The sequence below is a fragment of the Caulobacter sp. GW821-FHT10A06 genome (genome assembly GCF_059415805.1).
In genome coordinates this window covers 569,239-591,768 of the sequence record NZ_JBWKNY010000001.1, presented here as the reverse complement: position 1 = coordinate 591,768, position 22,530 = coordinate 569,239, and the positions used below count along the sequence as shown (strand labels likewise).

15 protein-coding genes are annotated in these 22,530 nt (G+C 67.4%); 6 read left to right on the top strand and 9 right to left on the bottom strand.

The annotated features are described in order from the left end of the window. Positions 1-34 precede the first annotated feature (34 nt). The 5 genes from AC07NF_RS02515 to AC07NF_RS02495 form a co-directional block, all read right to left on the bottom strand. Complete coding sequence (locus AC07NF_RS02515; RefSeq protein WP_494631339.1) at positions 35-2,731, bottom strand: TonB-dependent receptor; 2,697 nt, start codon at positions 2,729-2,731, stop codon at positions 35-37. Between the two features lie 342 nt (positions 2,732-3,073). After that, on the bottom strand, positions 3,074-5,317 hold the full coding sequence (locus tag AC07NF_RS02510; RefSeq protein WP_494631341.1) for a hypothetical protein: 2,244 nt from the start codon (positions 5,315-5,317) through the stop codon (positions 3,074-3,076). Positions 5,318-5,441: 124 nt separating this feature from the next. After that, complete coding sequence (locus AC07NF_RS02505; RefSeq protein WP_494631343.1) at positions 5,442-6,995, bottom strand: DHA2 family efflux MFS transporter permease subunit; 1,554 nt, start codon at positions 6,993-6,995, stop codon at positions 5,442-5,444. 12 nt (positions 6,996-7,007) lie between these two features. Then, complete coding sequence (locus AC07NF_RS02500) at positions 7,008-8,117, bottom strand: HlyD family secretion protein (protein ID WP_494631345.1); 1,110 nt, start codon at positions 8,115-8,117, stop codon at positions 7,008-7,010. A 35-nt stretch (positions 8,118-8,152) separates the two neighbouring features. Next, positions 8,153-9,583: an efflux transporter outer membrane subunit gene (locus tag AC07NF_RS02495; protein WP_494631350.1), complete on the bottom strand. Its 1,431-nt coding sequence runs from the start codon at positions 9,581-9,583 to the stop codon at positions 8,153-8,155. A 110-nt stretch (positions 9,584-9,693) separates the two neighbouring features. On the opposite strand from AC07NF_RS02495, the gene AC07NF_RS02490 reads away from it, so the two are divergent. Continuing rightward, a complete protein-coding gene (locus AC07NF_RS02490; RefSeq protein ID WP_494631354.1) occupies positions 9,694-10,317 on the top strand; it encodes a TetR/AcrR family transcriptional regulator in 624 nt (207 codons plus the stop codon). Here AC07NF_RS02490 and AC07NF_RS02485 read toward each other — a convergent pair. Beyond that, entirely contained in the window at positions 10,314-13,124 is a 2,811-nt protein-coding gene (locus AC07NF_RS02485) for a family 78 glycoside hydrolase catalytic domain (protein ID WP_494631710.1), read from the bottom strand. The two genes, AC07NF_RS02490 and AC07NF_RS02485, sit on opposite strands and share 4 nt — an antisense overlap. A gap of 97 nt (positions 13,125-13,221) precedes the next feature. On the opposite strand from AC07NF_RS02485, the gene AC07NF_RS02480 reads away from it, so the two are divergent. From AC07NF_RS02480 to AC07NF_RS02470, 3 genes are all read left to right on the top strand, one after another. Next, positions 13,222-14,322 (top strand): sialidase family protein, encoded by a 1,101-nt coding sequence (locus AC07NF_RS02480; protein WP_494631358.1) that lies wholly within the window; start codon positions 13,222-13,224, stop codon positions 14,320-14,322. A 70-nt stretch (positions 14,323-14,392) separates the two neighbouring features. Then, the gene (locus AC07NF_RS02475; RefSeq protein WP_494631362.1) at positions 14,393-14,914 is read left to right on the top strand and encodes a glycine cleavage system transcriptional repressor; all 522 of its coding nucleotides are present in this window, start codon (positions 14,393-14,395) and stop codon (positions 14,912-14,914) included. Positions 14,915-15,051: 137 nt separating this feature from the next. Next, a complete protein-coding gene (locus AC07NF_RS02470; protein WP_494631365.1) occupies positions 15,052-15,984 on the top strand; it encodes an iron-containing redox enzyme family protein in 933 nt (310 codons plus the stop codon). Here AC07NF_RS02470 and AC07NF_RS02465 read toward each other — a convergent pair whose 3' ends face one another. Next, complete coding sequence (locus AC07NF_RS02465; protein ID WP_494631367.1) at positions 15,985-17,211, bottom strand: serine hydrolase domain-containing protein; 1,227 nt, start codon at positions 17,209-17,211, stop codon at positions 15,985-15,987. Positions 17,212-17,354: 143 nt separating this feature from the next. Between AC07NF_RS02465 and AC07NF_RS02460 the strand changes: the two genes are divergently transcribed. Continuing rightward, positions 17,355-17,975: a glutathione S-transferase family protein gene (locus tag AC07NF_RS02460; protein WP_494631368.1), complete on the top strand. Its 621-nt coding sequence runs from the start codon at positions 17,355-17,357 to the stop codon at positions 17,973-17,975. Here AC07NF_RS02460 and AC07NF_RS02455 read toward each other — a convergent pair. Next, complete coding sequence (locus AC07NF_RS02455) at positions 17,972-19,258, bottom strand: protease-associated domain-containing protein (RefSeq protein ID WP_494631370.1); 1,287 nt, start codon at positions 19,256-19,258, stop codon at positions 17,972-17,974. The genes AC07NF_RS02460 and AC07NF_RS02455 overlap by 4 nt on opposite strands. Before the next feature lie 11 nt (positions 19,259-19,269). Then, positions 19,270-21,603, bottom strand: coding sequence for a TonB-dependent receptor (locus AC07NF_RS02450; protein WP_494631372.1), 2,334 nt, complete (start codon positions 21,601-21,603; stop codon positions 19,270-19,272). Between the two features lie 172 nt (positions 21,604-21,775). Here AC07NF_RS02450 and AC07NF_RS02445 point away from each other — a divergent pair, with 172 nt between their 5' ends. Continuing rightward, positions 21,776-22,519 carry a GntR family transcriptional regulator gene (locus tag AC07NF_RS02445; RefSeq protein WP_494631374.1) on the top strand — a complete coding sequence of 248 codons (744 nt, stop codon included), beginning with the start codon at positions 21,776-21,778 and terminating at the stop codon, positions 22,517-22,519. Positions 22,520-22,530 lie beyond the last annotated feature (11 nt).

Here is a 22,530-nt window from a genome sequence, read left to right as displayed (position 1 = left end):
AGCCCCAGGGAGGACCTAGTCGAGAAAAGGAAGATTAGTACGTCCAGCGCACGCCGAGCAGAATCTCGCGGCCAGTGTGGCGGTAGTCGCTGACGCGGTCGGCGGTGTCGACATAGGCGTCGGTGAACTTGTCGCCCAGGTTGATGCCTTCCAGCGTGACCACCAGGTTCGGCCGGATCTTATAGCTCGAGGAGAAGTCGTAGTACGTGCTGCCGTGCGTGCCGTGCTCGCTGTTGCCGTTCGAGCCCGGGAACTGGGTCAGGAAGCCCGAGCGACGGGCCAGCGAGGTGCGGGCGCTGAACTTGCCGCGCTCGAAGTAGATCGTCGCGTTGGCGGTCGTCTTCGATTGGCCAGTCAGCTTGTTGTACTTCGGCGCGGCGGTGGTGCCGTAGTTCACGCTCGAGTCGACATACGTGAAGTTGCCGATGAAGCCGAAGCCGCGGAAGGCGTCCGGCAGGAAGTTGAACGGCTGCTGGTACTGGAACTCGACGCCCTTCAGCCAGCCGCCTTCGCCGTTGTAGGGGTTGGTGACGTCGAAGATGTCGTTGACCGAGACGCCGGCGCTGGTGCTGAGCAGGCTGGCCGGCAGGCCCAGCGAGCTATAGACGGCGCGCGTGGTCTGGCTGGCGATGAAGCTGTCGATCTTCTTGTAGAAGACCGCCACGCCGATCAGCGATTCCGAGGCGAAGTACCATTCGGCCGCCAGGTCGAAGTTGGTCGCGCGGAACGGCTCCAGGTCCGGATTGCCGAAGTTGACCGTACGCGTGGTGGCGCCGACCGAACCGCCGGGGGTCAGGCTGCCCAGCGTCGGACGGGCCATGACCTTGGCGATGCCGCCGCGCAGGATGAAGTTGTCACGCGGCTCCAGCGTGACGTTCATCGACGGCAGGACGTCGGTGTAGTCGTTCTTGGCCGTCAGATAGACGCCCGAACCGATGAAGCCCTGCGAGGTGACCTTGGTGTGGGCCACGCGGAAGCCGAAGTCGGCGCGCAGCGGCTTGCCACCGAACACGGTGGCGTCCACGACCGCCTGGCCAAAGCCCGACAGGTCCTTTTCCTCGACGTCGCGGGTGTCGCCCTGCTGGACGATCAGCGGGAAGTTCAGCAGCTTGGTGGCCGCCAGGGCCTTGTCGATATCGGCCACCACATAGCTGCGGTCGCCACCCGGGAACGGGAAGTCGCGGCCGAACGAGACGACCTTCGAGAAGGCGCCCACGCCGACGATCTGGTTCGAGCCGGTCAGCACCTGGTTGCGGCTCGCGCCACGGTACTTGACCACGTATTGCTGGGCGTCGACGCCGCCGCGCAGCTTCAGGTGCTCGTCGACGTCGAATTCCAGGTTGCCGCTGGCCGTGCGGGTGATGTTCAGCGAGGTCTGCACCGCCGAGCGCATCTCGGTCAGGGTGTAGAGGTTCGGGTCGGCGACGTTGAAGCCGTAGGTGATGATCGGCGTACGGTCGTTCTTGCGGGCGTCGTAGGTGTAGCCGTTGACGTCGTTGCGATCGAGCTGGAACGAGATCTGCTCGGGCATGCGGTAGTCAGAATTGGCCACGCCCAGGCGCACCTGGCCGCGCAGGCGGTCGGTGAACTCGTACTTCCCGGTCAGGGTCACCTGGGTGAAGGTCGTGTGGTCGCGCTGGGTGCCGTTCTCCGAACGGACGTCGACCTTGTCGAACACGCCGTAGGTGAAGGTGTTGCGATCGTTCAGCGCGTAGTCGCGGACGATGGTCGAGCCGACGCCGGCCGCGTTCGAGCGGCTGAACGAGATGGCTTCCAGGTTCGGGCTCTCGGTGAACTGGTTCAGGTCCGAATAGAGGACGTCCAGCGCCAGTTCCGACTTCGCGTTCGGGCGCCACTGGGTCGAGAAGGTGATGCCCAGGCGCTCGGAGTCGATCTTCGAGGCGGTGTAGCGCGGGATGCGCGGATAGAAGGCGTTCTGGACCTTGGCCAGCTCTTCGGGCGTCGTGCACTTGGAGCAGCTGGCGAAGTTGTCGCTGGCGTCGGCGCCCTGCCAACGGGTGGTGTTGAAGCCCTCGGCCACGGGCTGGCGCTTCGAATAGGCCACCGAGGCCAGCACGCCGAAGGTCTTGTCGGGGTTGGACCAGCTGAGCAGGCCCGCCGCGCGCGGCAGGATGCGGTCGGTGATGCTGTTCAGGCTGCCCTCGGCCGAGGCGGCGGCCTTGAAGCCGGTGTAGTCGAACGGACGGCCGCTCTGCAGGTCGACCGTGGCGCCCAGCGAGCCCTCGGCCACGTCGGCCGACTGGGTCTTGCGCACCGTGATGCTGTTGAAGAGTTCCGAGGCGAAGACGTTGAAGTCGAAGCCGCGGCTGCGGTTGCCGCCGCCCGTGGCGATGGCTTCCACGCCGTTGATGCGCACGCGGGTGAAGTCGGCGTTCAAGCCGCGCACCGAGATTTGGCGACCTTCGCCGCCGACGCGGTCGATGGTCACGCCCGGCAGGCGCTGGATGGCTTCGGCCAGGTTCTGGTCGGGGAACGCGGCGATGTCTTCGGCCAGGATGGCGTCGATGGCGCCGATGCTGGTGCGCTTGGCGCCCAGGGCCTTGCTCAGGCTGGAGCGGTAGCCGCTGACGATGACTTCTTCGACCTGGGTGTCTTCGGCGGCGGGAGCGGCAGCGGTTTGGGCCATGGCGGCGCCAGCGCTGGCAGCGCTAGCCACGGTCATGGCCGCGCACGACACGAGCAGGCGCGCTTTGAACGTGCTGAAAATCATCCTGTGTTTCTCCCCTACCGGTGCGTGACACCGGTGTCTTCACTAACCACACTTCTCAGAATGTGGGATATCTATCCATATCTTGTGACAAGTTGCAAAGAAACGCAACTCTGGTCTTACCAATTGGCCGCGATTTCACGGCAAGCGGCTAACTAGGTCGATCGTCAAAACCGGCGCAAAAGTCCGGTATGAATATGTTTTTGCTCGACTATTCGTTGGCGTTACCAGTTCAGCTTCAGCCGGTTTTGATAACGCTGTCGAAACGGCCAAGCTGACGTAAAGGAAGCCGCCCTCGCCCCTCGGCGAAGACGGCTTCGGCAAGAATCCGAGGAAAAATGGTCCTTACGGAATCGGCTTGAAGCCTTCCGCGCGGACGCTCCACTTGCCGTCTTTCGGGAAGCCCGGCGCCGGCCCCTTCGAGCCATCCCAGCCGCCCGCCATCATCGCCACGGCCGCTAGCAGCGAGCCGTTCGACGGGAAGTAGGTCTCGGCCGCGCGGGTGTAGCCGGGGCCGTCGGGGCCGACCGGCTCGCCGTCCTTGGCCGTGGCCAGGAAGGCCTGGGCATGGGCGTCGAGGTGGACGCGCGGGGTCATGCCCGAGACGCCGAACTTGTTGTTCTTGGCGTCGAAGAACAGCCAGTCGACGGCCTTGTCCGGCTCGTTCAGGCGCGCGGCGGTCATGGCGATCATCGGATAGTCCCAGCCCCAGGTCTGGCGCAGGTCCCAGTCACTCTCCACGGCCCGCAGGGTGCGCCGCATGGTCTCGGGATCGGCCTTTCCGGGGATCAGGCCATAGGCCATCAGGAACGAGGGGTGGTCGCGGTTCATGCACTGTTCGCCGACGGCGTGCTTGGAGCAGTCCTTGCTCTTGGCCACGTCCCAGAAGTCCGGCGTCGACTCGGTCGGCAGATAGAGGCCGTCCTTGGTGGCCATCGGGGCCAGGCCCTTGATCACCGCGTCCCACTCGGGCTTGCGCGCCAGGCCGGCGCGGATCCGCCACTGCTGGGCGGTCTCCAGACCCCAGCGGTAGTATTCCAGCTCGAACGCCGGGTTGAAGGTGGTCAGCGGGTCGTAGTTCTCCTGCACCGGGATGATCGGCGGGCCGATCACGAAGCGGCCCTTGTCGTCGCGGTGCGGGAAGCTGGCCAAGAGGTCGGCGGTCTCGGAGACCAGCTGGCCGTACTTGGCCAGGGTCGCCTTGGTCGGCTTGTCGCGCCAGATCAGCTCGGACATCCAGATCGGATGCGGCTGCTGCCACATGATGAAGGGCGAGACCTTGCTGGGGCTGTCGACGCCGTCGGGGCCGACCATCTTGGGCCACCAGGCGCCCTTCAGGCCGTGGCTCGCGGCGCGGGCCTTGGCGTCCTTCAGGTGGCCGACGTACCAGGGCAGGCTGCGCTCCAGATATTCCGGCTTGTTCCACAGGGCGAAGTGGCCGGCATGCCAGGGGTGCATCTCGAGGTGGAACTTGCCGTTCCAGCTGTTGGAGAACAGCCCCTCCTCCTGCGGCGGGACTTCACCGGCGCCGTTCAGGGCCATCAGGTACTGCGACAGCACCACCCGGCGCTCCAGCTCGGCGGCGCGGGGGTCGGTGCTGCCCGAGAAGTCGACGGCGGCGCCCTCAGTCCAATACGACTTCCAATGGGCGCGCGTGGCCTGGTCGGCGACCGTCACGGTCGGCAGCTTGGCCACGGCCTGGCGCGAGAAGGCGACCTCGAGCCCCAGTGTCCGGCCCTTGGCCTTAGGTGCGACGACATAGGCGTGTGGGCCGGCGGCGGTGAAGTCGACGGCGCGATCAGCCTGCAGGGCGGCGAAATACTTGGTGGCGTCCAGCTGGCGCGAGACGTCCAGACGCGAAGCGCCCTCCCCGGTCACCTTGGTGGTGTGCAGCTCCGGATGGCTCCAGTCGGACGGATCGGGGTTCAGGGCCTTGGAGACGCCCGGGAACTTCACCGACAGCTTCAGCCGCCCCTGCTCGACCAGCGCCGAGTCCACGTCGACCACGATCATGTCCAGGGTCGGATGCACGCTGGTGCGGACCGTCACGGCCTCGCCGTCATAGACGAAGCGGCTGGTCAGGACGCCGGTCCACAGGTCCAGGGTCTGCTCGGTCGCGGTCAGGTCCTCGAACTTGGCCGGCTTGCCCGCCTTGTCGCGCAGGTCCAGGGCCACGCGCCCCAGCGAGAAGCGGTGCGGGTTTTCGCGCAGATAGGCCAGGGCCGGACGGCTGGCCGCCTCGTTCCAGTCCTTCATGTAGGCGTAGGGCTGCTTGGTCCCGCGCACGTCGATCGGCGTGGTCCCATCGGCATAGGTATAGTTGTTCGGGTTCGGGAAGGCGTGCCAGGCCCACTGGGCCTCGGTCAGCAGCGGCGCGATCTTGGAATAGGCTTCCGGGAAGGTCTGCAGGCCGGTGATGTCGGCGGTGAAGCCGATCTGGCCGTTGCCGACCATCAGGGGCGCGGACGGGTCGACCTTGGTCAGCTTGACGTCATGGCGGCTGACCAGCGCGTGGCGGTCGATGGGCTGGGCCAGGGCCGGCGCGGCGAGGATGGAGAAGGCCAGACCGGCCAGAAGCGCGCGTCGCATCGATGACTCCCAGAACGCTTGTCCGCGGTGGACCGCGGTTGAACGATGGGGCGTCGATCGTTTCGGATCAACGCCCCGCCATTCCATTCTATAGGAGTCAATCTCACATTATGAAAGTGAGATCCTAGTCGGCGGCGACCGGGCCACCGCCGCTCATGGCCTTCTTGGTCAGCCAGATCAGCGGGATCAGGATCACGCACAGCCAGGCCGAGACGCGGAAGAAGTCCAGCGCCGCCAGCAGGTAGGATTGGTTGACGACCTGCTGGGTCACCGCCCCGACCGCTTGCAGATGGGTCATGCCCGCCGCTTGCAGCTTGTTCACGGCGTCAATCCAGGCAGGGCTACCCGAGCTCATGGTCTCGGCCAGGCGGGTCTGGTGCACGGCTTCGCCCCGGTCCCAGATCGTCGTGGCCAGCGAGGCGGCGAAGCTGCCCGCGGTGATCCGCGAGAAGTTCGACAGACCCGAGGCCTGCGGCGTCTGCTGCGGCGGGATGCCATTCAGCGAGATGGTCACCATCGAGATGAAGAAGGTGCTCATCGCCACGCCCTGCACCAGCATCGGCATGACCAGCGACCAGAAGTCGGCCTGCGAGTTGTAGCCCGAGCGCATGAAGAACGAGAGGCCGAACGCCGCCAGCGACAGGCTGGCCGTCCAGCGGGCGTCGACCTTGGTCATGATCCTGGCCGCGAACGGCGTCAGCAGCACCGCGACCACGCCGCTGGGCGCGGCCACCAGGCCAGCCCAGGTGGCGATGTAGCCCATCTGGGTCTGCAGCCACAGCGGCAGCAGCAGGTTGTTGCCGAAGAACACCGCATAGCCCAGACAGAAGGCGATGGTGCCGATCGTGAAGTTGCTGGAGCGGAACAGCGACAGGTCGACGATCGGGTGCTTCTCGTTCAGCTCCCAGATCACCCAGGCGATGAAGAACACGATCGCCAGCACCAGCTCGACCACGATGGCCGGCGACGAGAACCAGTCGGCTTCCTTGCCGGTGTCCAGCATCACTTGCAGCGCGCCGACCCAGATCAGCAGCAGCATGAAGCCGGTGCGGTCGATCGGCAGCTTGCGGGTCGGGGTCTCGCGACTGGCCATGTTCCGCCAGCAGATGACGGCGCACAGGATGCCGACCGGCACGTTGATCAGGAAGATCCACGGCCAGGAGATGTTGTCAGAGATGTAGCCGCCCAGGATCGGCCCGCAGATCGGGGCCACCAGGGTGGTCATCGACCAGATGGCCAGGGCCGTGCCGCGCTTGGCGGGCGGGAAGATCATGATCAGCAGGGCTTGCGAGCCCGGGATCATGGGTCCCGACACCGCGCCTTGCAGGATCCGGAACAGGATCAGGGATTCCAGGTTCCAGGAGAGGCCGCACAGCAGGGAGGCGACGGTGAACAGGATCACCGAGACCACGAAGGTCTTCACTACGCCGTAGCGGCCCATCAGCCAGCCGGTCAGCGGCACCGAGACGCCGTTGGCCACGGCGAAGGCGGTGATCACCCACGTGCCCTGGCTGGAGCTGACGCCCAGATTGCCGGCGATCGTGGGGATCGAGACGTTGGCGATGGTGCTGTCCAGCACCTGCATGAAGGTGCCCAGCGCGAGGGCGATCGAGGTGATCGCCAGCAGCGCGCCGGTCATCGGCGGCGGACCGACCGCTTGAGATTGTTCGGACGCCATGATGGCGACTCCTTACTTCGCGACGTCGATCTTGGCCTTCATCGACAGGCCCACGCGCAGCGGGTGCTTGGCGAGGTCGGCCGGGTCCAGGATGATGCGGACGGGCACGCGCTGGACCACCTTGATCCAGTTGCCCGAGGCGTTCTGGGCCGGGATCAGCGAGAAGGCCGAGCCGGTGCCGCCGGCCAGGCCGCGCACCTTGCCGTGGAACTTCACGCCGCCGCCGTAGAGGTCGGAGGTCAGCACCACCGGCTGGCCGGGGACCACCTTGTTCAGCTGCACTTCCTTGAAGTTGGCGTCGACATAGGCCTGGGTGGTGGGCACCACGGCCATCATCGGCGAGCCGATGGCGACCTGTTGGCCGACCTGCACCGACTTGCGGGCGACGATGCCGTCGGTCGGGGCGCGGACCACGGTGCGGGCCAGGGTCAGGCGGGCGGCGTCCAGGCGGGCCTGGGCGGCCTTCACTTCCGGGTTCTCGGTGACCGAAGCGCCGGAGATCAGCACAGTGTTGACCTCGCGGGTGCCGATCGCGGCGTCGCGGCTGGCCAGGGCCTGAGCGCGGCCGGCTTGCGCAGCGTTCAGGGCGGCTTGAGCGTTCTGCAAGCGGTTTTGAGCGGTCGTCAGCTCGTCGCCGGAGACAGCCCCCTCGCCCACCAGCGCCTGGCGGCGCGAGAGGTCGACGCGGGCGCGCTCGACGTCCGACTTGGCGGCGACGATCTGGGCGTCGGCGCGGGCGACGTCGGCCTGGCGGGCTTCGAACTGGCCGCCCAGGGCGGTGTCGTTGGCGAAGTAGCCCTTCACCTTGCGCTCGGCCTGGCCCAGGGCCGCTTCGGCCTGGGCGACGGCGATGCGGGCGTCGGCGTCGTCGATGATGACCAGCGGGTCGCCGGCCTTCACGGCCTGGGTCTCGACCACGAAGATCTTGGCGACGGGACCGGGCGACAGGGCGGTGACCTGGGCGGTCTCAGCCCCGACATAGGCGTCGTCGGTCTCGACATAGTGGCTTTCGAAAGCCAGCCAGTAGGCGCCGTAACCGACGACGCCGATGGCGACGGCGCCGCCCAGCAGGGTCAGCTGGCGGCGGCGCTTGTTGTTAGCAGCGGGTTGTTGATCGGACATAGGTGCAAGTCCTAAGGAACGAATGTCGTGAGGGTTCAGGCGCCGGTGAAACCGCCGCCGAGGGCGCGGATCAGGGCGATGTCGAGGGCAAAGGCGCGGCTTTCCAGGTCGGCGACGACCCGGCGCTGGGCCAGGACCGACTGCTCGGCCAGCAGCACCGACTGGTAGGTCGACAGCTGGCCTTCGTAGCGCAGGCGGGCGATGCGGTAGGCGTTCTCGTTGGCGGTCAACGCCAAGCGGGCGTCAGCCAGGCGGGAGGTCAAAGCCTTCTCGCTGGCGGTGACGTCGGCCACCTCGCGCAGGGCCTGGGTCAGGGCGCTGTCATAGCTGGCCACGGCGGCGTCACGATCGGCCTCGGCGCCGCGCAGGCCGGCGCGCAGGCGACCGCCTTCGAAGATCGGCAGGCGCAGGGCCGGGCCGACCTGGCCGATGTCCGAACCGCTGGAGAACAGCTTGTCCAGATACAGCGACTGGGCGCCGATGAAGCCGGTCAGGTTGATGTCCGGATAGAACATCGCCTTGGCCTGCTTGGTGCGCGAGGTCGCGGCCTCGGCCCGCCACTTGGCGGCGACCACGTCGGGGCGGCGGCCGATCAGATTGGCCGGCAGGTTCTGCGGCAGGCCGAACGGCTTGATCGTCGCATTGGCCGGACGGGCGATGGCCAGGCCGCGATCGGGGCCGGCACCGACTAAGGCGGCCAGGGCGTTGCGGGTCAGGGCGATCTGCTCGTCGATCGCCGACAGTTCAGCCTTCGAAGCGGGCGGCCCGGCGGCCGCCTGCTCGCTCTCGGCCTTGGTGTCGAGGCCGTTGGCGACGCGCTTGGACACCAGATTGCTGGTCTGCTCGCGCAGGCTGACGGCGGCCGCGGCGACGTCGCGCTGGGCGTACAGGCGCGACAGCTCGGCATAGGTCGAGGCGACGGCGGTCGACAGGGTCAGGCGGGCCTGGGCGGCGTCGGCCTGGGCGGCCTTGGCTTCCGAGGTTGCGGCGGCGACGGCCGCGCGGTTCTTGCCCCAGAAGTCCAGCTCCCAGCTGAAGTCGAGGGCCAGGCGGCCGATGTCGTTATAGCCCTGCGGCACGAAGGCCGGCGGGATGCCGGCGTTGTAGCTCTGCTTGCTCTCGGCGGCCGAGGCGCCCAGCGAAACCTGCGGCAGGTCGGCGGACTTGGCCTGGGCGACCAGCGACTGGGCGCGGCGCAGGCGAGCCTCGGCGGCGGCCAGGGTCGGCGAGCCTTTCAGGGCCTCGTCTTCCAGGGCGTTAAGCTGGGCGTCGCCATAGGCGGCCCACCAGGCGTCGGCCGGCCAATCGGCGGTCGGCGCCGCGAGGGTCTGGGCGGTTTCGTAGGCTTGCGGAGCTTTCGCCACCCGCGCGGCTTGCGCCGGCGGCAGGCTGGCGCAGGCGGCCAGAACCAGAGCACTGGCGGCAGCGAAGAATGGAAGGCTACGGCGAGAAGAGAAGGTCGGCATGGGGAGGCGCCTTGATGTGACCGTACGGTATAGTCATATGCAGGAGTGCAAGTAGGCTCCTCTTGCGCTACAGTCAAGGCGACCGTACCGTACGGTCGGAAAGAATTTCGATGATCGACGCCAAGCCCAACCTGGACCGTAACGCCCGCCGCGAGGCCATCCTCGACGTCGCCGCCGAGGTGTTCCTGGAGGAAGGCTTCGACGCCGCCTCGATGTCGACCATCGCCGCCAAGGTCGGCGGCTCCAAGAGCACGCTCTACAACTACTTCAAGAGCAAGGAAGAGATCTTCCAGGCCCATATCGAGCGCTATTGCGGTTGGCAGGGCGCGGAGATGTTCCAGCTGCTGGACGACGAGGTCGACGACGTGCGCGCGGCGCTGACCCGCCTGGGCCGGCGCTATGTCACCAACGTCATGTCCGACCGCAACATGCGCCACTTCCGCCTGATCGCCACGGCGGCCGAGCGCTCGCCCGACCTGGGCCGCACCTTCTACGAGGCCGGCCCGCTGCGCGGCGCGCGGCTGCTGGGCGGCTTCCTGGCGCGCATGAAGCTGGAAGGCCGGATCGAGGTCTCAGACCCGATCGCCGCCGGCCACCAGTTCATCGGCCTGTGCCAGAACCGCATGCTGAAGGCGCGCCTGGTCAATTACATCGGCCAGCCCACGCCCGAAGAGGTCGACACCGAGGTCGAGGCCGCGGTCAGCACCTTCATGGCGGCCTTCGGCCCGCGCTAGACGGGCGCGGTGAACCGGTAGCGACCGGAACCCACGACCATCTCCAGCCCGCCGGCGACGGCGCGGGTTGAGCGCACGCCCTTCGCGGTCGCCGCCGCGACACCGCATTCGCGCGCCTGGGCCGGAGCGCTGGTCGGCAGCCGCACGGTCGCCCGCGCGCCGGCCGGCACGTCGACGTCGAGGGCCAGCACGCCCCCTTCCCTGCGCCAGGCGCTGCGAACCGGGCCTAAGGCTGAGCGGAAGGTCGCCTCCGCCGACGCCACCGTCCCGACGGGCTTGGGCGCGACCGTGATCACCCGATCCGGCGCGGCGGCGAAGTCGACGGCAATCCCGGCCAGCCCGCCGAACAGCCAGCCCTCGCCATGACCCAGCATGAAGTGGTTCAACGACTTGGTCGGGTCAGCGTCCCAGGCCTCGGTCAAGGCCGTCGCGCCGCGCGCCAGCTGGTAGCCGTAGCTGGGCCGGTCGGTGACCGACATCATGTCGAAGATCACGTCGTCGCGACCGTTCTCGGCCAAGGCGCGCACCACGTAGTGGAAGCCGACATCGCCGGCTGTGACGCCATTCTGGCTGGCCCGCACGGCACGGACGAGAGCGTCCAGCAACCTGCCCTCCTGCCCCTTCGGGACCATGCCCAGGGCCAGCGGCATGGCGTTGGCGGTCTGGCTGCCGCGATCATAGGAGCCCGCCGTCGCGTCGAAGAACTTGGCGTTGAACGCCGTCCGGATCACCTCAGCGCGCTTGCGGTAGTCGGCGGCTTCGGCAGCGGGCCGACCCAGCACCTCGGCGATCAACGCCAGCGTGGTGAGAGCCTGATAGGACGTCGCCGTCCCCGTCAGCGCCCGACTGGTCAGCTGCGAGGCGCCCAGCTTGCCGGGACCGACGTCGTACCAGTCGCCCAGGCCGAAATCGACGATATGGCCCTGCGCGCGAGCAGCCAGGTAGTCGACGTAACGGCGCATGGCCGGATATCCGTCCGCCAGCACCTTCTTGTCGCCATAAGCGCGGTAGGCCGCCCACGGCGCCAGCACCACCGCCGATCCCCATTCCGGTGAGTTGCGGGCGTCCTGGTCGCGGCCGTCGGGTTCCAGGAAGGCGGTGTATTCGGGCGCGATGCCCGGGACCATGCCGTCCGGCTGCTGGGTGTCGACGATGTCGCCGATCATCTTCTCGTACATGGTCGAGGCGTCGCGGTTGTAGATCACCGTCAGCGCGTTCAGGTGCGCCTGCTCCAGCCAGCCCAGCTTCTCGCGATGCGGACAGTCGGTCAGCACGCTGTAGGCGTTGGACACCACCGCGCGCTCGATAAGGTGATGAGTTCGCTCGAGCAGCTTGTCGCTGCTGGCGAAAGTCCCGACCTGCGGAAGATCCGCATACAGAAATTGACCGACCAGAGAGACGATCTCCGCCTTGCCATCCGGATTGGCCCGGCCGGCCGGAACCGCGCCCTCGACCTGCAGGTAGCGGAAGCCGTGATAGTTGAAGCGAGGCACGAACCGCTCCTCGCCTTTACCCGCCAGCGTGTAGTTGTAGAGCACCCAGCGATCAGGACCGGCGTTGAAGCTGCGCTGCCAGGCCAGGCCGTCCTCGCCCAGCACCTCGGCCGGCGTCAGCTTGACCGCCGCGCCCGCCGGGCCGCGCACCACCATCTCCGGCCGGCCCGCGAAGTTCTGGCCCAGGTCATAGACGAAGACGCCCGGCTTGGGCTCGGTGATCGCCACGGTCTCGAAGCGCTGGTGGATGGCGACCGGCGGCACACCTTGGGCCTTGAGCCGGATCTTGCGATCGGGCGCCGGCAAGGCCGGCCGCCAGCCGTCGTCGCTGGCGCCGGGCAGGTCCCAGCCGGGCCGCTCGCGACGAGCGTCGACGTCCTCGCCGGCGAACATCGAGGCGAAGACGATCGATCCCTCGGCCACGCGCCAGCTTTCGTCGCTGACGACGTGCTGCACCGAGCCGTCGTCGTGATGCAGACTCAGTTGCAGCAGCAGTCGGGGCCGGCCGTAGCTGTCGACGAACTTGGACTTGCGGCCGGCGACCTTCTCGACGTCGTACATGCCGCCGCCCAGCCGCACGCCTAGCATGTTGGCGCCGGGCCGCAGCAGCCCCTCGACCTCGTAGGTCGTGTAGAGCGCCGTCTTGTCATAGGCCGTCCAGCCGGGGTTCAGCACGCTGGTCGTGACCGACGCGCCATTGACGGTCAGCTCGAAGTGGCCCAGCCCGCAGACCGAGACCACCGCGCGGCGCGGCTTACGCTTCAGGTCGAAGTCCTTCCGCAACAGCGGCGGCGCGGTCTCGGCCGGGTCGGTGAGTTCCTTGCTCCAACCGCGCACGTGGTCGCCGCGCACCTTCTCGGGCTTGGCCATGATCCAGTGGGCGCGCCACTCGGCAGGATCCAGGATGCCGGTCACGAACCGCGCCGGCGCGCTCCATGTCCCATCGATCTCGACCGCCCAGACGTAGGGCGTGTGCGAGGCCAGCGGCAGGTCCTTGGGCGGCGCGATGTCCAACTTGCCGGACTTGCGTCGGCCGCTGTCCCAGACGTCGCCCACGCGAGCGGCCAGGCGCTCGGGCGAGCTGGCGACGATCACCCGCAGGGTCGTCGGCCGCACATCTCGCGCGCCCTCGCCCGCTTCCAGCAGCCAGCGGAAACGCGGGCGGCGGGTGTCGATACCCACGGGGTCGGTCAGCCACTCCACGCGCAGGTCCCGCGCCGCCAGGCCGGGCTCACGAGCGTCGGCCAGGGACGGCAGCAGGCCCATGCCGGCGGCGAGACCCACCACCGTACGGCGACTGACCTTGGTACTCATACGCACTTCCCTGTTCCCGCCCGGACGCGGTAGCGATACCAGAAGCATTCGAGCGCAAACGCAAGCTCTCGAAAGTCCTTAAGCGTGTGAGGTTCCCATGGCCGTCGTCTCCAAGCGTTCGTTGCTGACCGGTCTGGGCCTGGGCGGCCTCGCCAGCCTGGCCGGTGCGCCGGCCAAGGCGGCTCCCAGCGCGGTCCTGGTCTCTCAGCCCGTCTACACCAACGCCCCCTACCCGCAGTCGCATGCCTCCACGATCGTCGAGACCAAGGCCGGAACCCTGGCGGCGGCCTGGTTCGGCGGCACGCACGAGCGCCATCCCGACGTCGGCATCTGGTTCGCCCGCAATATCGACGGCAAATGGCAGGACGCCAAGGAGCTGGCCAACGGCGTCCAGCCCGATGGCAAGCCGCGCCTGCCGACCTGGAACCCGGTGCTGTTCCAACCGCCCGGCGGCGAGCTCTTCCTGTTCTACAAGGTCGGCCCCAGCCCTCAGGACTGGTGGGGTATGGTCATGACCTCGGCCGACGACGGCAGGACCTGGAGCAAGCCCGAGCGCCTGCCCGACGGCATCCTGGGCCCGATCAAGAACAAGCCTGTCGTGCTGAAAAGCGGCGCCTGGCTGTCGCCCGTCAGCGTCGAGCAGTCCGAAGGCGTCACCAAGGCCGACGGCGGCGGCTGGAGCCTCTATTTCGAGCGCAGCGAGGACGGCGGAAAGACCTGGACCAAGACCGATCTCGTGCCCTCCCCCCTGAAGGTCGACGCCATTCAGCCCAGCATCCTGTTCCACGCCGACGGTTCGCTGGAGGCCGTGGCCCGCACCCGCCAAGGCGCCCTGGCCCAGACCTGGTCGAAGGACGACGGCAAGACCTGGAGCCCGCTGGCCGCCATCGACCTGCCTAATCCCAATTCCGGCACGGACGCTGTGACCCTGGCCGACGGCCGCCAGCTCTTGGTCTACAACCACGCCGGCCACCGCCCGACCTCGCCGGGCAAGGGTCCGCGCGTGCCGCTGAACATCGCCATCTCGAACGATGGCGTCAGCTGGCGCGAGGTGCTGACGCTCGAGACCGAGGTCGTGCCCGACGGCTATGCCTATCCCGCCGTGATCCAGGCGCAGGACGGCAAGGTGCACGTCACCTACACCGTCAACCGGCGCGGCATCCGCCACGTGATGATCGATCCCAAGCGGCTTGCCTGACATCGGTCCACGATTGACGGAGGCGGACGCGCATGGCTCGTTCGCTCCCGTCTTTCGTAGAGAGTGATCCATGGCCACCTTGATCCTGAGCGTCATCGGCAGCGACCGTCCCGGCCTTACCCAGGCGCTGGCGGGCGCGGTGCTGTCGGCCGGCGGCAACTGGCTGGAGAGCCATCTCAGCCAGCTGGGCGGCCTCTATGTTGGCTCGGTCCTGGTCGAGCTGGACGGCGACCGCGTTGACGCGCTGCGCGAGGCCGTCAGCGCCGTAGACGCCGAGGGCCTGGAAGTCCGTATCGCGCCGACGATCGAGAGCGGCGCCACCGAGGGAGACGTCGTCCGATTCAGCCTGGTCGGCGGCGACCGCCCCGGCATCGTCCACCAGGTGACCGGCGTCCTCAGTGGCATCAACGCCAATATCGAGGCCTTCGACACCCGCCTCAGCGTCGAGCCCCACTCCGGCGCGCCGCTGTTCCACATGGACGCCCGCCTGCGCCTGCCGCCGTCGCTGAAGGCCGAGGCTGTCCAGGCGGCGCTGGAGGCCATTTCCGGCGAGATCATGGTCGATGTCTCGCTCACGCCCGACGCGGGCTGAGTTCAAAGGCATATCCTTTGTTAGTCAAAGACTTGGCCTTACCCGGCGTCGTTTTTCCGACATAGGAACACAATCGCCGGATCCGCCGTTTGCCTTCCCACCCCGCCCTCCGGCGGGACTCATGAGGGAGGTCATCCGTGTACGGTGGCGAACGTCTTTCGCGCCTGGGCGCGTTCAGCCCGCAGTTTCCCGACGCCGAGGCCCTGCATAAGGGCCTGGCGCATTGGAACCATGATCGCCTCGCCCCCAGTACGCCGAGCGAGGGCTGGCGAGAGGATCTGGATCGTGAACTGCGGATGCGCCGGATCGAAGGCGCGTTCGTCGAAGCCTTCCGCGCCCATATCGCCCCGCTGGTCGAGGACGTGCCGCAGGACGCCGACGGCTTCATCGCCTGGTTCGAGGCGCTGAAGGAACACGGTCCCGGCCAATGGGATCCGCTGTTCGACTGGCTGGAAGGCGCCGCCTCGCTGGAAGACCTCAAGTGGTTCCTGACCCAGGAAGCGGCTGGCGAGGCCGGTTTCGACGACCTGGTCGCCATGACCCAGGTCAAGGTCCCCGACCGCGCCAAGCTGGAGCTGGCTCGCAACTATTGGGATGAGATGGGCCGAGGCAGCGCCAAAGGCATGCACGGTCCGATGCTGACGCGGACGACCGAAACCCTGGGCCTGACGCCGACCATCGACAGCACCCTGTGGCAGTCCTTGTGCCTGGCCAATGTCATGACCGCCTTCGCCACGACGCGGCGCTATGTCTGGCAGTCGATCGGCGCCCTGGGCGTGGTCGAGCTGACCGCCCCCACCCGAGTGGCCTGCGTCGATGCGGGCCTCAAGCGCAACGGCGTCTCGCCCGAGGCCCGCAAGTACTTCGCCCTGCACGCCCAGCTAGACATCGAGCACTCCAAGGCCTGGAACGCCGAGGCCCTGGTCCCGCTGGTGTCGGAGGATCCCTCGCGGGCCCGCCACATCGCCGAGGGCGCGGTCATGCGTCTGATCTGTGGCGAGCAATGCTTCGACACCTATCGCGCCCACCTGTGGGCTCACACCCACCCGCTGGTTTACGCGGCCGAGTAGCTAGGTCAGGGCCGAGTAGATCAGCGTCTTCAGCTCCCGGCGGATAGGATAGATCCACGACGGGCTCATCTGGGTCATGAACACCATGTGCAGCTTCTCGACGGGGTCGATGAAGAACGAGGTCGAGAACATCCCGCCCCAATAATACTCGCCGACCGAACCCGGGATCATCGCGCGTGTGGGATCCTGGGTGACGGCGAAGCCCAGGCCAAAGCCGGTGCCGGCGTTCTGGGTCTCGCTGAACAGCGAGCGCGACTGCGTGGCCAGGTCGCCCTTGCCTGGCAGGTGGTTCAGGGTCATCAGCTCCAGCGTCTTGCGTCCCAGGATACGGACGCCGTCCAGCTCGCCGCCATTGGCGCACATCTGGCAGAAGCGGTGATAGTCCAGGGCGGTCGAGACCAGGCCGCCGCCGCCCGACAGCAGCTTGGGTTGCTTGCGCCAGGCGCTTTCCTCGGCGCGATCCAGGATGCCGCGCGGCTGGTCAGGGCCTTTCCAGATCCAGCAGTCGGTCAGGCGATCGGCCTTGTCGCTCGGCACGACGAAGCCGGTGTCGTGCATCTTCAGCGGCTTGAAGATGTTCTCGGCGAAGAACTGGTCCAGCGGCATGCCCGACACCCGCTGGACGACCGCGCCCAGCACGTCGGTCGACACCGAATAGTTCCAGGCCTCGCCCGGCGAGAACTCCAGCGGCAGCTTGCCCAGCGCGCCGACGAAGCCGTCCAGGTCGAGATTGTCGTGCCAGTCCTCGATCTTGCCCTTGCGATAGGCGGCGTCAACATTGGTGCGGTTCTGGAAGCCGTACGTGAGACCGGAGGTGTGGCGCAGCAGATCCAGCATGCGCATCGGCTCGGCCGTGGGCCTGGTCATGAACGGCGCGTCGCCGCCGCCGCCCGCATGGACGCCGACGCCCTTGAACTCGGGCAGGACATGGCTGACGGGCGTGTCGATCGCGACCTTGCCCTGCTCGACCAGCATCATGAAGGCGACCGAGGTGACCGGCTTGGTCATGCTGGCGATGCGGAACAGCGAACCTTCATCGATCGCCTTGTCCGAGCCCTCGCGCGCCTGGCCCTGGCTGCTAAAGTGGACGACTTCGCCGTCGCGGCTGATCAGCAGCTGGGCGTGCGGCAGCTTGCCCGAGTCGATGTAGCGCTCCTTCAGGAACGCATCGACGAAGTTCAGGCGGCTCGCGTCGAAACCGTGCTTTTCTGGCGATTTGATCTTCATCGCGCTCTCCCCGATCTTGTTGTTTGATACAAGCGTATGGCCGCTTCGCTTCGGCGGCAAGATTTTCGTTGATCAATAATGGAATGATTGTTCAACAATCATCCAGCGATCTCGTGTGGGTCGCACTTTGGGGGAGGCCCGGGATGATCGAGCTCTATCACTGCCATGACGCTCGTTCGTTCCGCGCGCTGTGGGCGCTGGAAGAGATGGGCCTGCCTTATCGCCTGCACCTGTTGCCCTTCCCGCCCCGCATCCTGCAGCCGGAATATCTGGAGCAGAACCCTCTGGGCACCATCCCGCTGATGATCGACGGCGACGTGCGCATGACCGAGAGCGCCGCCATTCCACAGTACCTGGCCACGCGCCACGGTCCCTCGCCATTGGCCGTCGGGGTCGAAGAGCCGGACTACGGCCTGTGGCTGGACTGGCTGCATCGCAGCGAGGCGACCCTGACGTTCCCGCAGACGATCGTGCTGCGCTACACCCAGCTGGAGCCGGAGGAACGTCGGCTGAAGCAGGCCGCCGACGACTACACCCAGTGGTTCCTGTCGCGCCTGCGCCACCTGACCCGCGCCCTGGCTGACCGCGAGTGGCTGTGCGCCGGACGCTTCACCATGGCCGACATCTGCGTCGGCTACGCTCTGCTGCTGGCCCGCGACCTGGGCCTCTCGCACAAGTTCAGCCCGGAGGTCGCGGCCTATTGGGATCGCCTGGCCGCCCGCCCCGGCTTCCAGGCCGCCAAGGCCGCGCAGAAGCCGGCCTAGGCCTTCAACGCCGCATCGATCGCTGTCCGGAACGCCTTGGCGACCGGCAGCACCAGCTCCCCCGATACGCACCGCATGTCGTCGCCCGCCGTATGGAAGAAGCGGTGACCGCCATAGAGCCCGATCGCCGACGGGTAGCCGGCCTCGATCACGTTCACCAGCTCGCCGCCGGCATTGGACTTGTTGGCCTCATAGACTGCTTCCAGGCCGTTCAGCCCCTTGAACGCGGCCTTGGTCGGCGCGATCAGGTCCGGCGTCGCGGTCAGCACCCGCTGGCTGTCGGCGCTGGGCAGCGGCCGCAGGGTGGCCAGCTCGTGCCAGTCCCGCGCGGCCGCGCTGGCGCCGATGTGACACCACAGCTTGGTGTCGGCGGGCTTGGGCGCGTGATGCTCCAGATACTGCTCGCCGCCCAGATAGATGTATTCGTGGCCGCTGGTGGCGACGAATTCCAGGTTCACGCCGGGCTTGGCCTCAGCCAAAGCATGGGCCAGCGACAGCCACACCGCCACGCCGGCCCCACGCTCGGCGGCGCAGGTGAACCAGCCCGAGCGCGGCGTCGTGACGATCAGGGTCTTGGCCGCGCCGCGATTGAGGCGAGCGACCAGGTTGTAGGCCGGCCGCCGACCGACCTCGGCGTCGACGGTCAGGGTCACCGTCGCTCCAGTCTTGGCGGCGGCGACGAACGGCGCGGCGTCCTTCGGCGCCAGCAGCACGACCGGCTTCTGGAAGCCGGGCTGCGACGGACTGACATTGAGGCCAATCACCTCGCCGGTCGGACCGGTGGTGACGACGACCGCTGCCGCCGCGCCACGATCGAAGGCGTCCTTCAGGGCCGTACCGATGGCCGGCTGGGCCATGCTGACCCAACGGCTGAACGGCAGCACGACCAGGGCGATCGCCCCGTCCAGGCTGCCGCTCGCGCCGGCCGGCTTGATCGGCAGGGTCAGGCCGTCCGCGCCGGTGGTCTTGACGATCGCCTGCGGGAAGACGGTTACCGCCTTGTCGCCGACAACCAGGGTCGCCTTGCGGACCTCGGCATAAGGCACGTCGAAGACCTGGCGCTCGCAGCGATAGCCGAGGGCGTTCAGGTCGCCCTCCAGCCACGCGCCGCTAGCGGTGTCCCCCGCCCCGCCCGAGGCTTTCACCCCGAAGCCGGCGAACCGCTCGAGCACGGCCTGGAACCAGGCCGCGTCCTGCGGCGGAGCGGCCGAAGCCGCCCTCGCCTGAGACGCCGCCGCGAGCACGCCCGCCCCTACCAAAAGATCCCGCCGCGAGGCCTTCATGCCGATCTCCCTTACCAGCGGTAGGTCACGTTGGCCCCGATGGTCCGGGGCGCGTTGTAGCGATTGGCCAGCGGAGCGCCGGCGTTCTGGAACTGCAAGAGGGCGATGGTCTTGTCCGCCAGGTTCTGGACGAACACCGCCGCCTGGATCTTGCCGATGTCGACCCCGGCCCGCAGGCTGATCAGGTCGACCGGGCGCAGATAGATCGCCGGTGTCGCCACCGTCACGGTGTCCTGCACCCCGCCATCCTGGGCGTTGTAGGTGACGTTGCCGAAGCCCGTGACCTTCTCGGTGATGCGGCGACGGTAGTCGACCGTGGCCGAGGCCGTCCAGTTCGGGATCTGGGCGACCGACGAGCCGACCACAGGCAGGCCCGAATAGTTGTTCGGCGTCTCGACGTAGCGGGCCCGCTGACGCGCGCCGTTGACGCTGACGCTGAGCAGGCCGTCGGCGATGTGGAAGCGGCCGTCGATCGCGGCCGAGACGCCGCGCGCATGAACGGTGCCGCCGTTGATGTTGAAGATCGTGCCCGCCCGCTGGCAGGCGTTCAGCACCGTGCAGCCGTCGGTGATCGAGGTGATCGCGTTGTCCGTGGTCGAACGATAGGTCGCCAGCCGCAGATAGATGTTGCGCGCCAGATTGCCCTTGAACCCGACCTCGTAGCTGGTCGTATCCTCGTTGTCGTAGGTGGAGCGGAACGGGTTCGGCGCGGCTGGCGACGAGGTGCGGGCATTGACGCCGCCCGCGCGATAGCCGGTGCCGACCTTGGCGTAGACCAGCGACTGCATCGGTCCAGGGATCCGATAGCTGGCCGTCAGGGTGTAGTTCGTCCGGTCGGCGCCAAAGACATAGGCCGCGCGCGGCGAGGCCGGGATGCTGGTGTACAGCAGCACCGTCTCCTGGCTGGCCTTCTTCTTGTCGTGCGAATAGCGCAGCTCGCCGGCGAAGGTGAAGTTGCCGGTGCGGTAGCGGACAAGGCCGTAGCCCGAGATCGACTCGTTGCGCAGCGGCGCGCGGGCCGAGGTGCCGAAGGCGGCCGGGAAGATCGCGGGACAGGCCGTCGAGGTCGGCGTCGGCAGATAGCACTGCGGCTGATTGGGCGTGCCCGTGCAGATGCCCGCGTTCAGGCGGAACGTGCAGGGCGATGTCGCCGTGTCGGTGCCGTTCAGGTCATGCTGGATCAGGTAGTCGGCGCCCGCCAGCCAGTCGACGCTGCCGTTCAGCGCCTGCCCGGCCAGGTGGAAGTCCTGGTAGAAGGTGCGGTCCTTGGCCACCGTCGAGGTCTGGCCGAAGGGGTAGAGGCCCAGCTGGCCGCTGCGCTGCAGTTCGGACTCCTTGGCGAAGTCGATCGCCGCCGCGTAGTCCTGCCGCGAGATCCAGTGCGTGGCCATGGTGGTCGAGGTCAGCTTGCCCCAGCCCAGGTCGTAGTCGGCCAGAATCATGGCCCGCTGGGCCCTCTGGTGGACGCCGTCCTTGCCATCGTGCGGGATCACGAAGCGATCCTGGGTCAGCCCCTGCGGGATCGCGGTGTTGACGCCCGGCGGCAGCACATAGGTGTTCAGGAAGCTGGGCAGGTTCAGGTCTTGGGCATCGACCAGGAAGGTGACGTCCAGCGGACCTTTGCGGTAGCGAACCTGGCCGCGGAAGATCCAGCCGTCGGTGTGGTCGTAGTACTTGTCGCTGTTGGGGTTGTAGAAGAACCCCTTGCCCTGGCTGATGCCCTGGACGCCGACGCGGACGGCGACCTCGTCGGTGACCTTCTCGTTGATCACGGCGGTCAGCTTGGTCTGCTGCAGGTCGCCGGTGTAGTTGGCGCTGATATAGCCGCTGTCGTTGAACTTCGGCTTGGCCGAGACGATGTTGACCACGCCGTATTCGGAGTTGCGCCCGTACAGCGCCCCCTGCGGCCCCTCCAGCACCTCGACCCGCTCCAGGTCGAAATAGTCCATGTGGCGGAAGTTGCGGCCGCCCAGGGTGCTGGAGCCCACATAGGCGCCGTTGACGAACAAACCGACGCCCGAGTCCGCGCCCGTGGCGCGCTGGGTGCCCGAACCCCGGATCGAGATTTCGCTCAGATTGTTGGACTGCAGGTCGTTGAACCGCACGCCCGGCATGGTGCGCAGAAGATCGCCGGTGCTGGTGGTCGGCCCCATGGCGTCCAGCTGCTCGGCGGTCACGGCCGAGATCGTCGCCGGAACGTCCTTGAGGCTCTCTTCCTTGCGCTGCGCGGTGACGACGATCTCCTCGATCGCCTGGATGGTGTCGGGCGCTCTGCTCGTCTGAGCCGCCGCCGAAGATGCAACCGCGAGCGAAATTGACGCTGCGGACAAAAATAGCTGTCGCATACCCCCCTCCTTCTGACGCTTTTGTGCGCCGTTGATAAAAAGGATACACAGACGGTACGACGATGCTAGATAGATTGTTGAACAATATTCTCTGGATCGCTGATCCGAATTTCTATCAATACCGTAGGGTTTAAGCCAGTCCGACTTTCCGGATCCCATTCGAAGCGCCAGAATGACCGTCACCGTTTTTCCTGAGGCCCTCGTCTCCATGCCTGAAGTCCAAGACCCGCCCGGCGCTGTCGACCTCGCGGCCTCGCTGCGTCGCCAGATCCAGGACGACGTCATTTCCCCAGGTGAGTGGCTGCGCGAAGCGCGGATCTGCAACGAATTTGGCGTGGGCCGCTCGATCGCTCGCAAGGCGCTGCGCATCCTGGCCGATGACGGCCTGGTGGTGATCGAAGAAAACCGCGGGGCCTATGTGGCGGCCACGACCGTGCAGGAAGTGTTCGACCTCTACGAGGTGCGCGCCGCCCTCTATGGCTGCGCTGCACGCTTCGCCTGCATCCGCGCCACGCCCAAGCACATGGCCGAGACCCTGGAGCTGGTCGACAAGCTGCTGTCGGACTACGAGACCGGCGCCTCGGCCGAGGACCTGATCCATCTCAGCGAGGACATCTTCAGCCGCCTGGCCAGCGTCTCCAGCGCCGACGCCCAGAAGATGATCGAGTCGATCCGCCGCAAGACCCGTTGGCACTATTCCTATGTCAGCCTGGCCGAGAGCGCCGGCGGCGCGCCGTTCAACCACTGGCGCGTGGTGCGCGCGGGCCTGGCCAAGCGCGACGGGGCCATGGCCGCCGAGGGCGCGCGCAACATCCTCTATCACATGCAGAACGAGGCCATGCGCCTGATGATCTCGCGCGGCCAGGGCATGATGCCCGCCGAGGACACCCGGCCCGCGCGGGCGCGCAAAGCCTAGAAGGACACCGA

What these genes read in the sequence shown, in the direction of transcription:
- AC07NF_RS02480 (WP_494631358.1), top strand. Translation starts at nt 13,222, where the DNA reads ATGGCCGTCGTCTCCAAGCGTTCGTTGCTGACCGGTCTGGGCCTGGGC.
- AC07NF_RS02460 (WP_494631368.1), top strand. Translation starts at nt 17,355, where the DNA reads ATGATCGAGCTCTATCACTGCCATGACGCTCGTTCGTTCCGCGCGCTG.
- AC07NF_RS02505 (WP_494631343.1), bottom strand. Translation starts at nt 6,995, where the DNA reads ATGGCGTCCGAACAATCTCAAGCGGTCGGTCCGCCGCCGATGACCGGC.
- AC07NF_RS02495 (WP_494631350.1), bottom strand. Translation starts at nt 9,583, where the DNA reads ATGCCGACCTTCTCTTCTCGCCGTAGCCTTCCATTCTTCGCTGCCGCC.
- AC07NF_RS02490 (WP_494631354.1), top strand. Translation starts at nt 9,694, where the DNA reads ATGATCGACGCCAAGCCCAACCTGGACCGTAACGCCCGCCGCGAGGCC.
- AC07NF_RS02445 (WP_494631374.1), top strand. Translation starts at nt 21,776, where the DNA reads ATGACCGTCACCGTTTTTCCTGAGGCCCTCGTCTCCATGCCTGAAGTC.
- AC07NF_RS02485 (WP_494631710.1), bottom strand. Translation starts at nt 13,124, where the DNA reads ATGAGTACCAAGGTCAGTCGCCGTACGGTGGTGGGTCTCGCCGCCGGC.
- AC07NF_RS02510 (WP_494631341.1), bottom strand. Translation starts at nt 5,317, where the DNA reads ATGCGACGCGCGCTTCTGGCCGGTCTGGCCTTCTCCATCCTCGCCGCG.
- AC07NF_RS02465 (WP_494631367.1), bottom strand. Translation starts at nt 17,211, where the DNA reads ATGAAGATCAAATCGCCAGAAAAGCACGGTTTCGACGCGAGCCGCCTG.
- AC07NF_RS02475 (WP_494631362.1), top strand. Translation starts at nt 14,393, where the DNA reads ATGGCCACCTTGATCCTGAGCGTCATCGGCAGCGACCGTCCCGGCCTT.
- AC07NF_RS02455 (WP_494631370.1), bottom strand. Translation starts at nt 19,258, where the DNA reads ATGAAGGCCTCGCGGCGGGATCTTTTGGTAGGGGCGGGCGTGCTCGCG.
- AC07NF_RS02515 (WP_494631339.1), bottom strand. Translation starts at nt 2,731, where the DNA reads ATGATTTTCAGCACGTTCAAAGCGCGCCTGCTCGTGTCGTGCGCGGCC.
- AC07NF_RS02450 (WP_494631372.1), bottom strand. Translation starts at nt 21,603, where the DNA reads ATGCGACAGCTATTTTTGTCCGCAGCGTCAATTTCGCTCGCGGTTGCA.
- AC07NF_RS02500 (WP_494631345.1), bottom strand. Translation starts at nt 8,117, where the DNA reads ATGTCCGATCAACAACCCGCTGCTAACAACAAGCGCCGCCGCCAGCTG.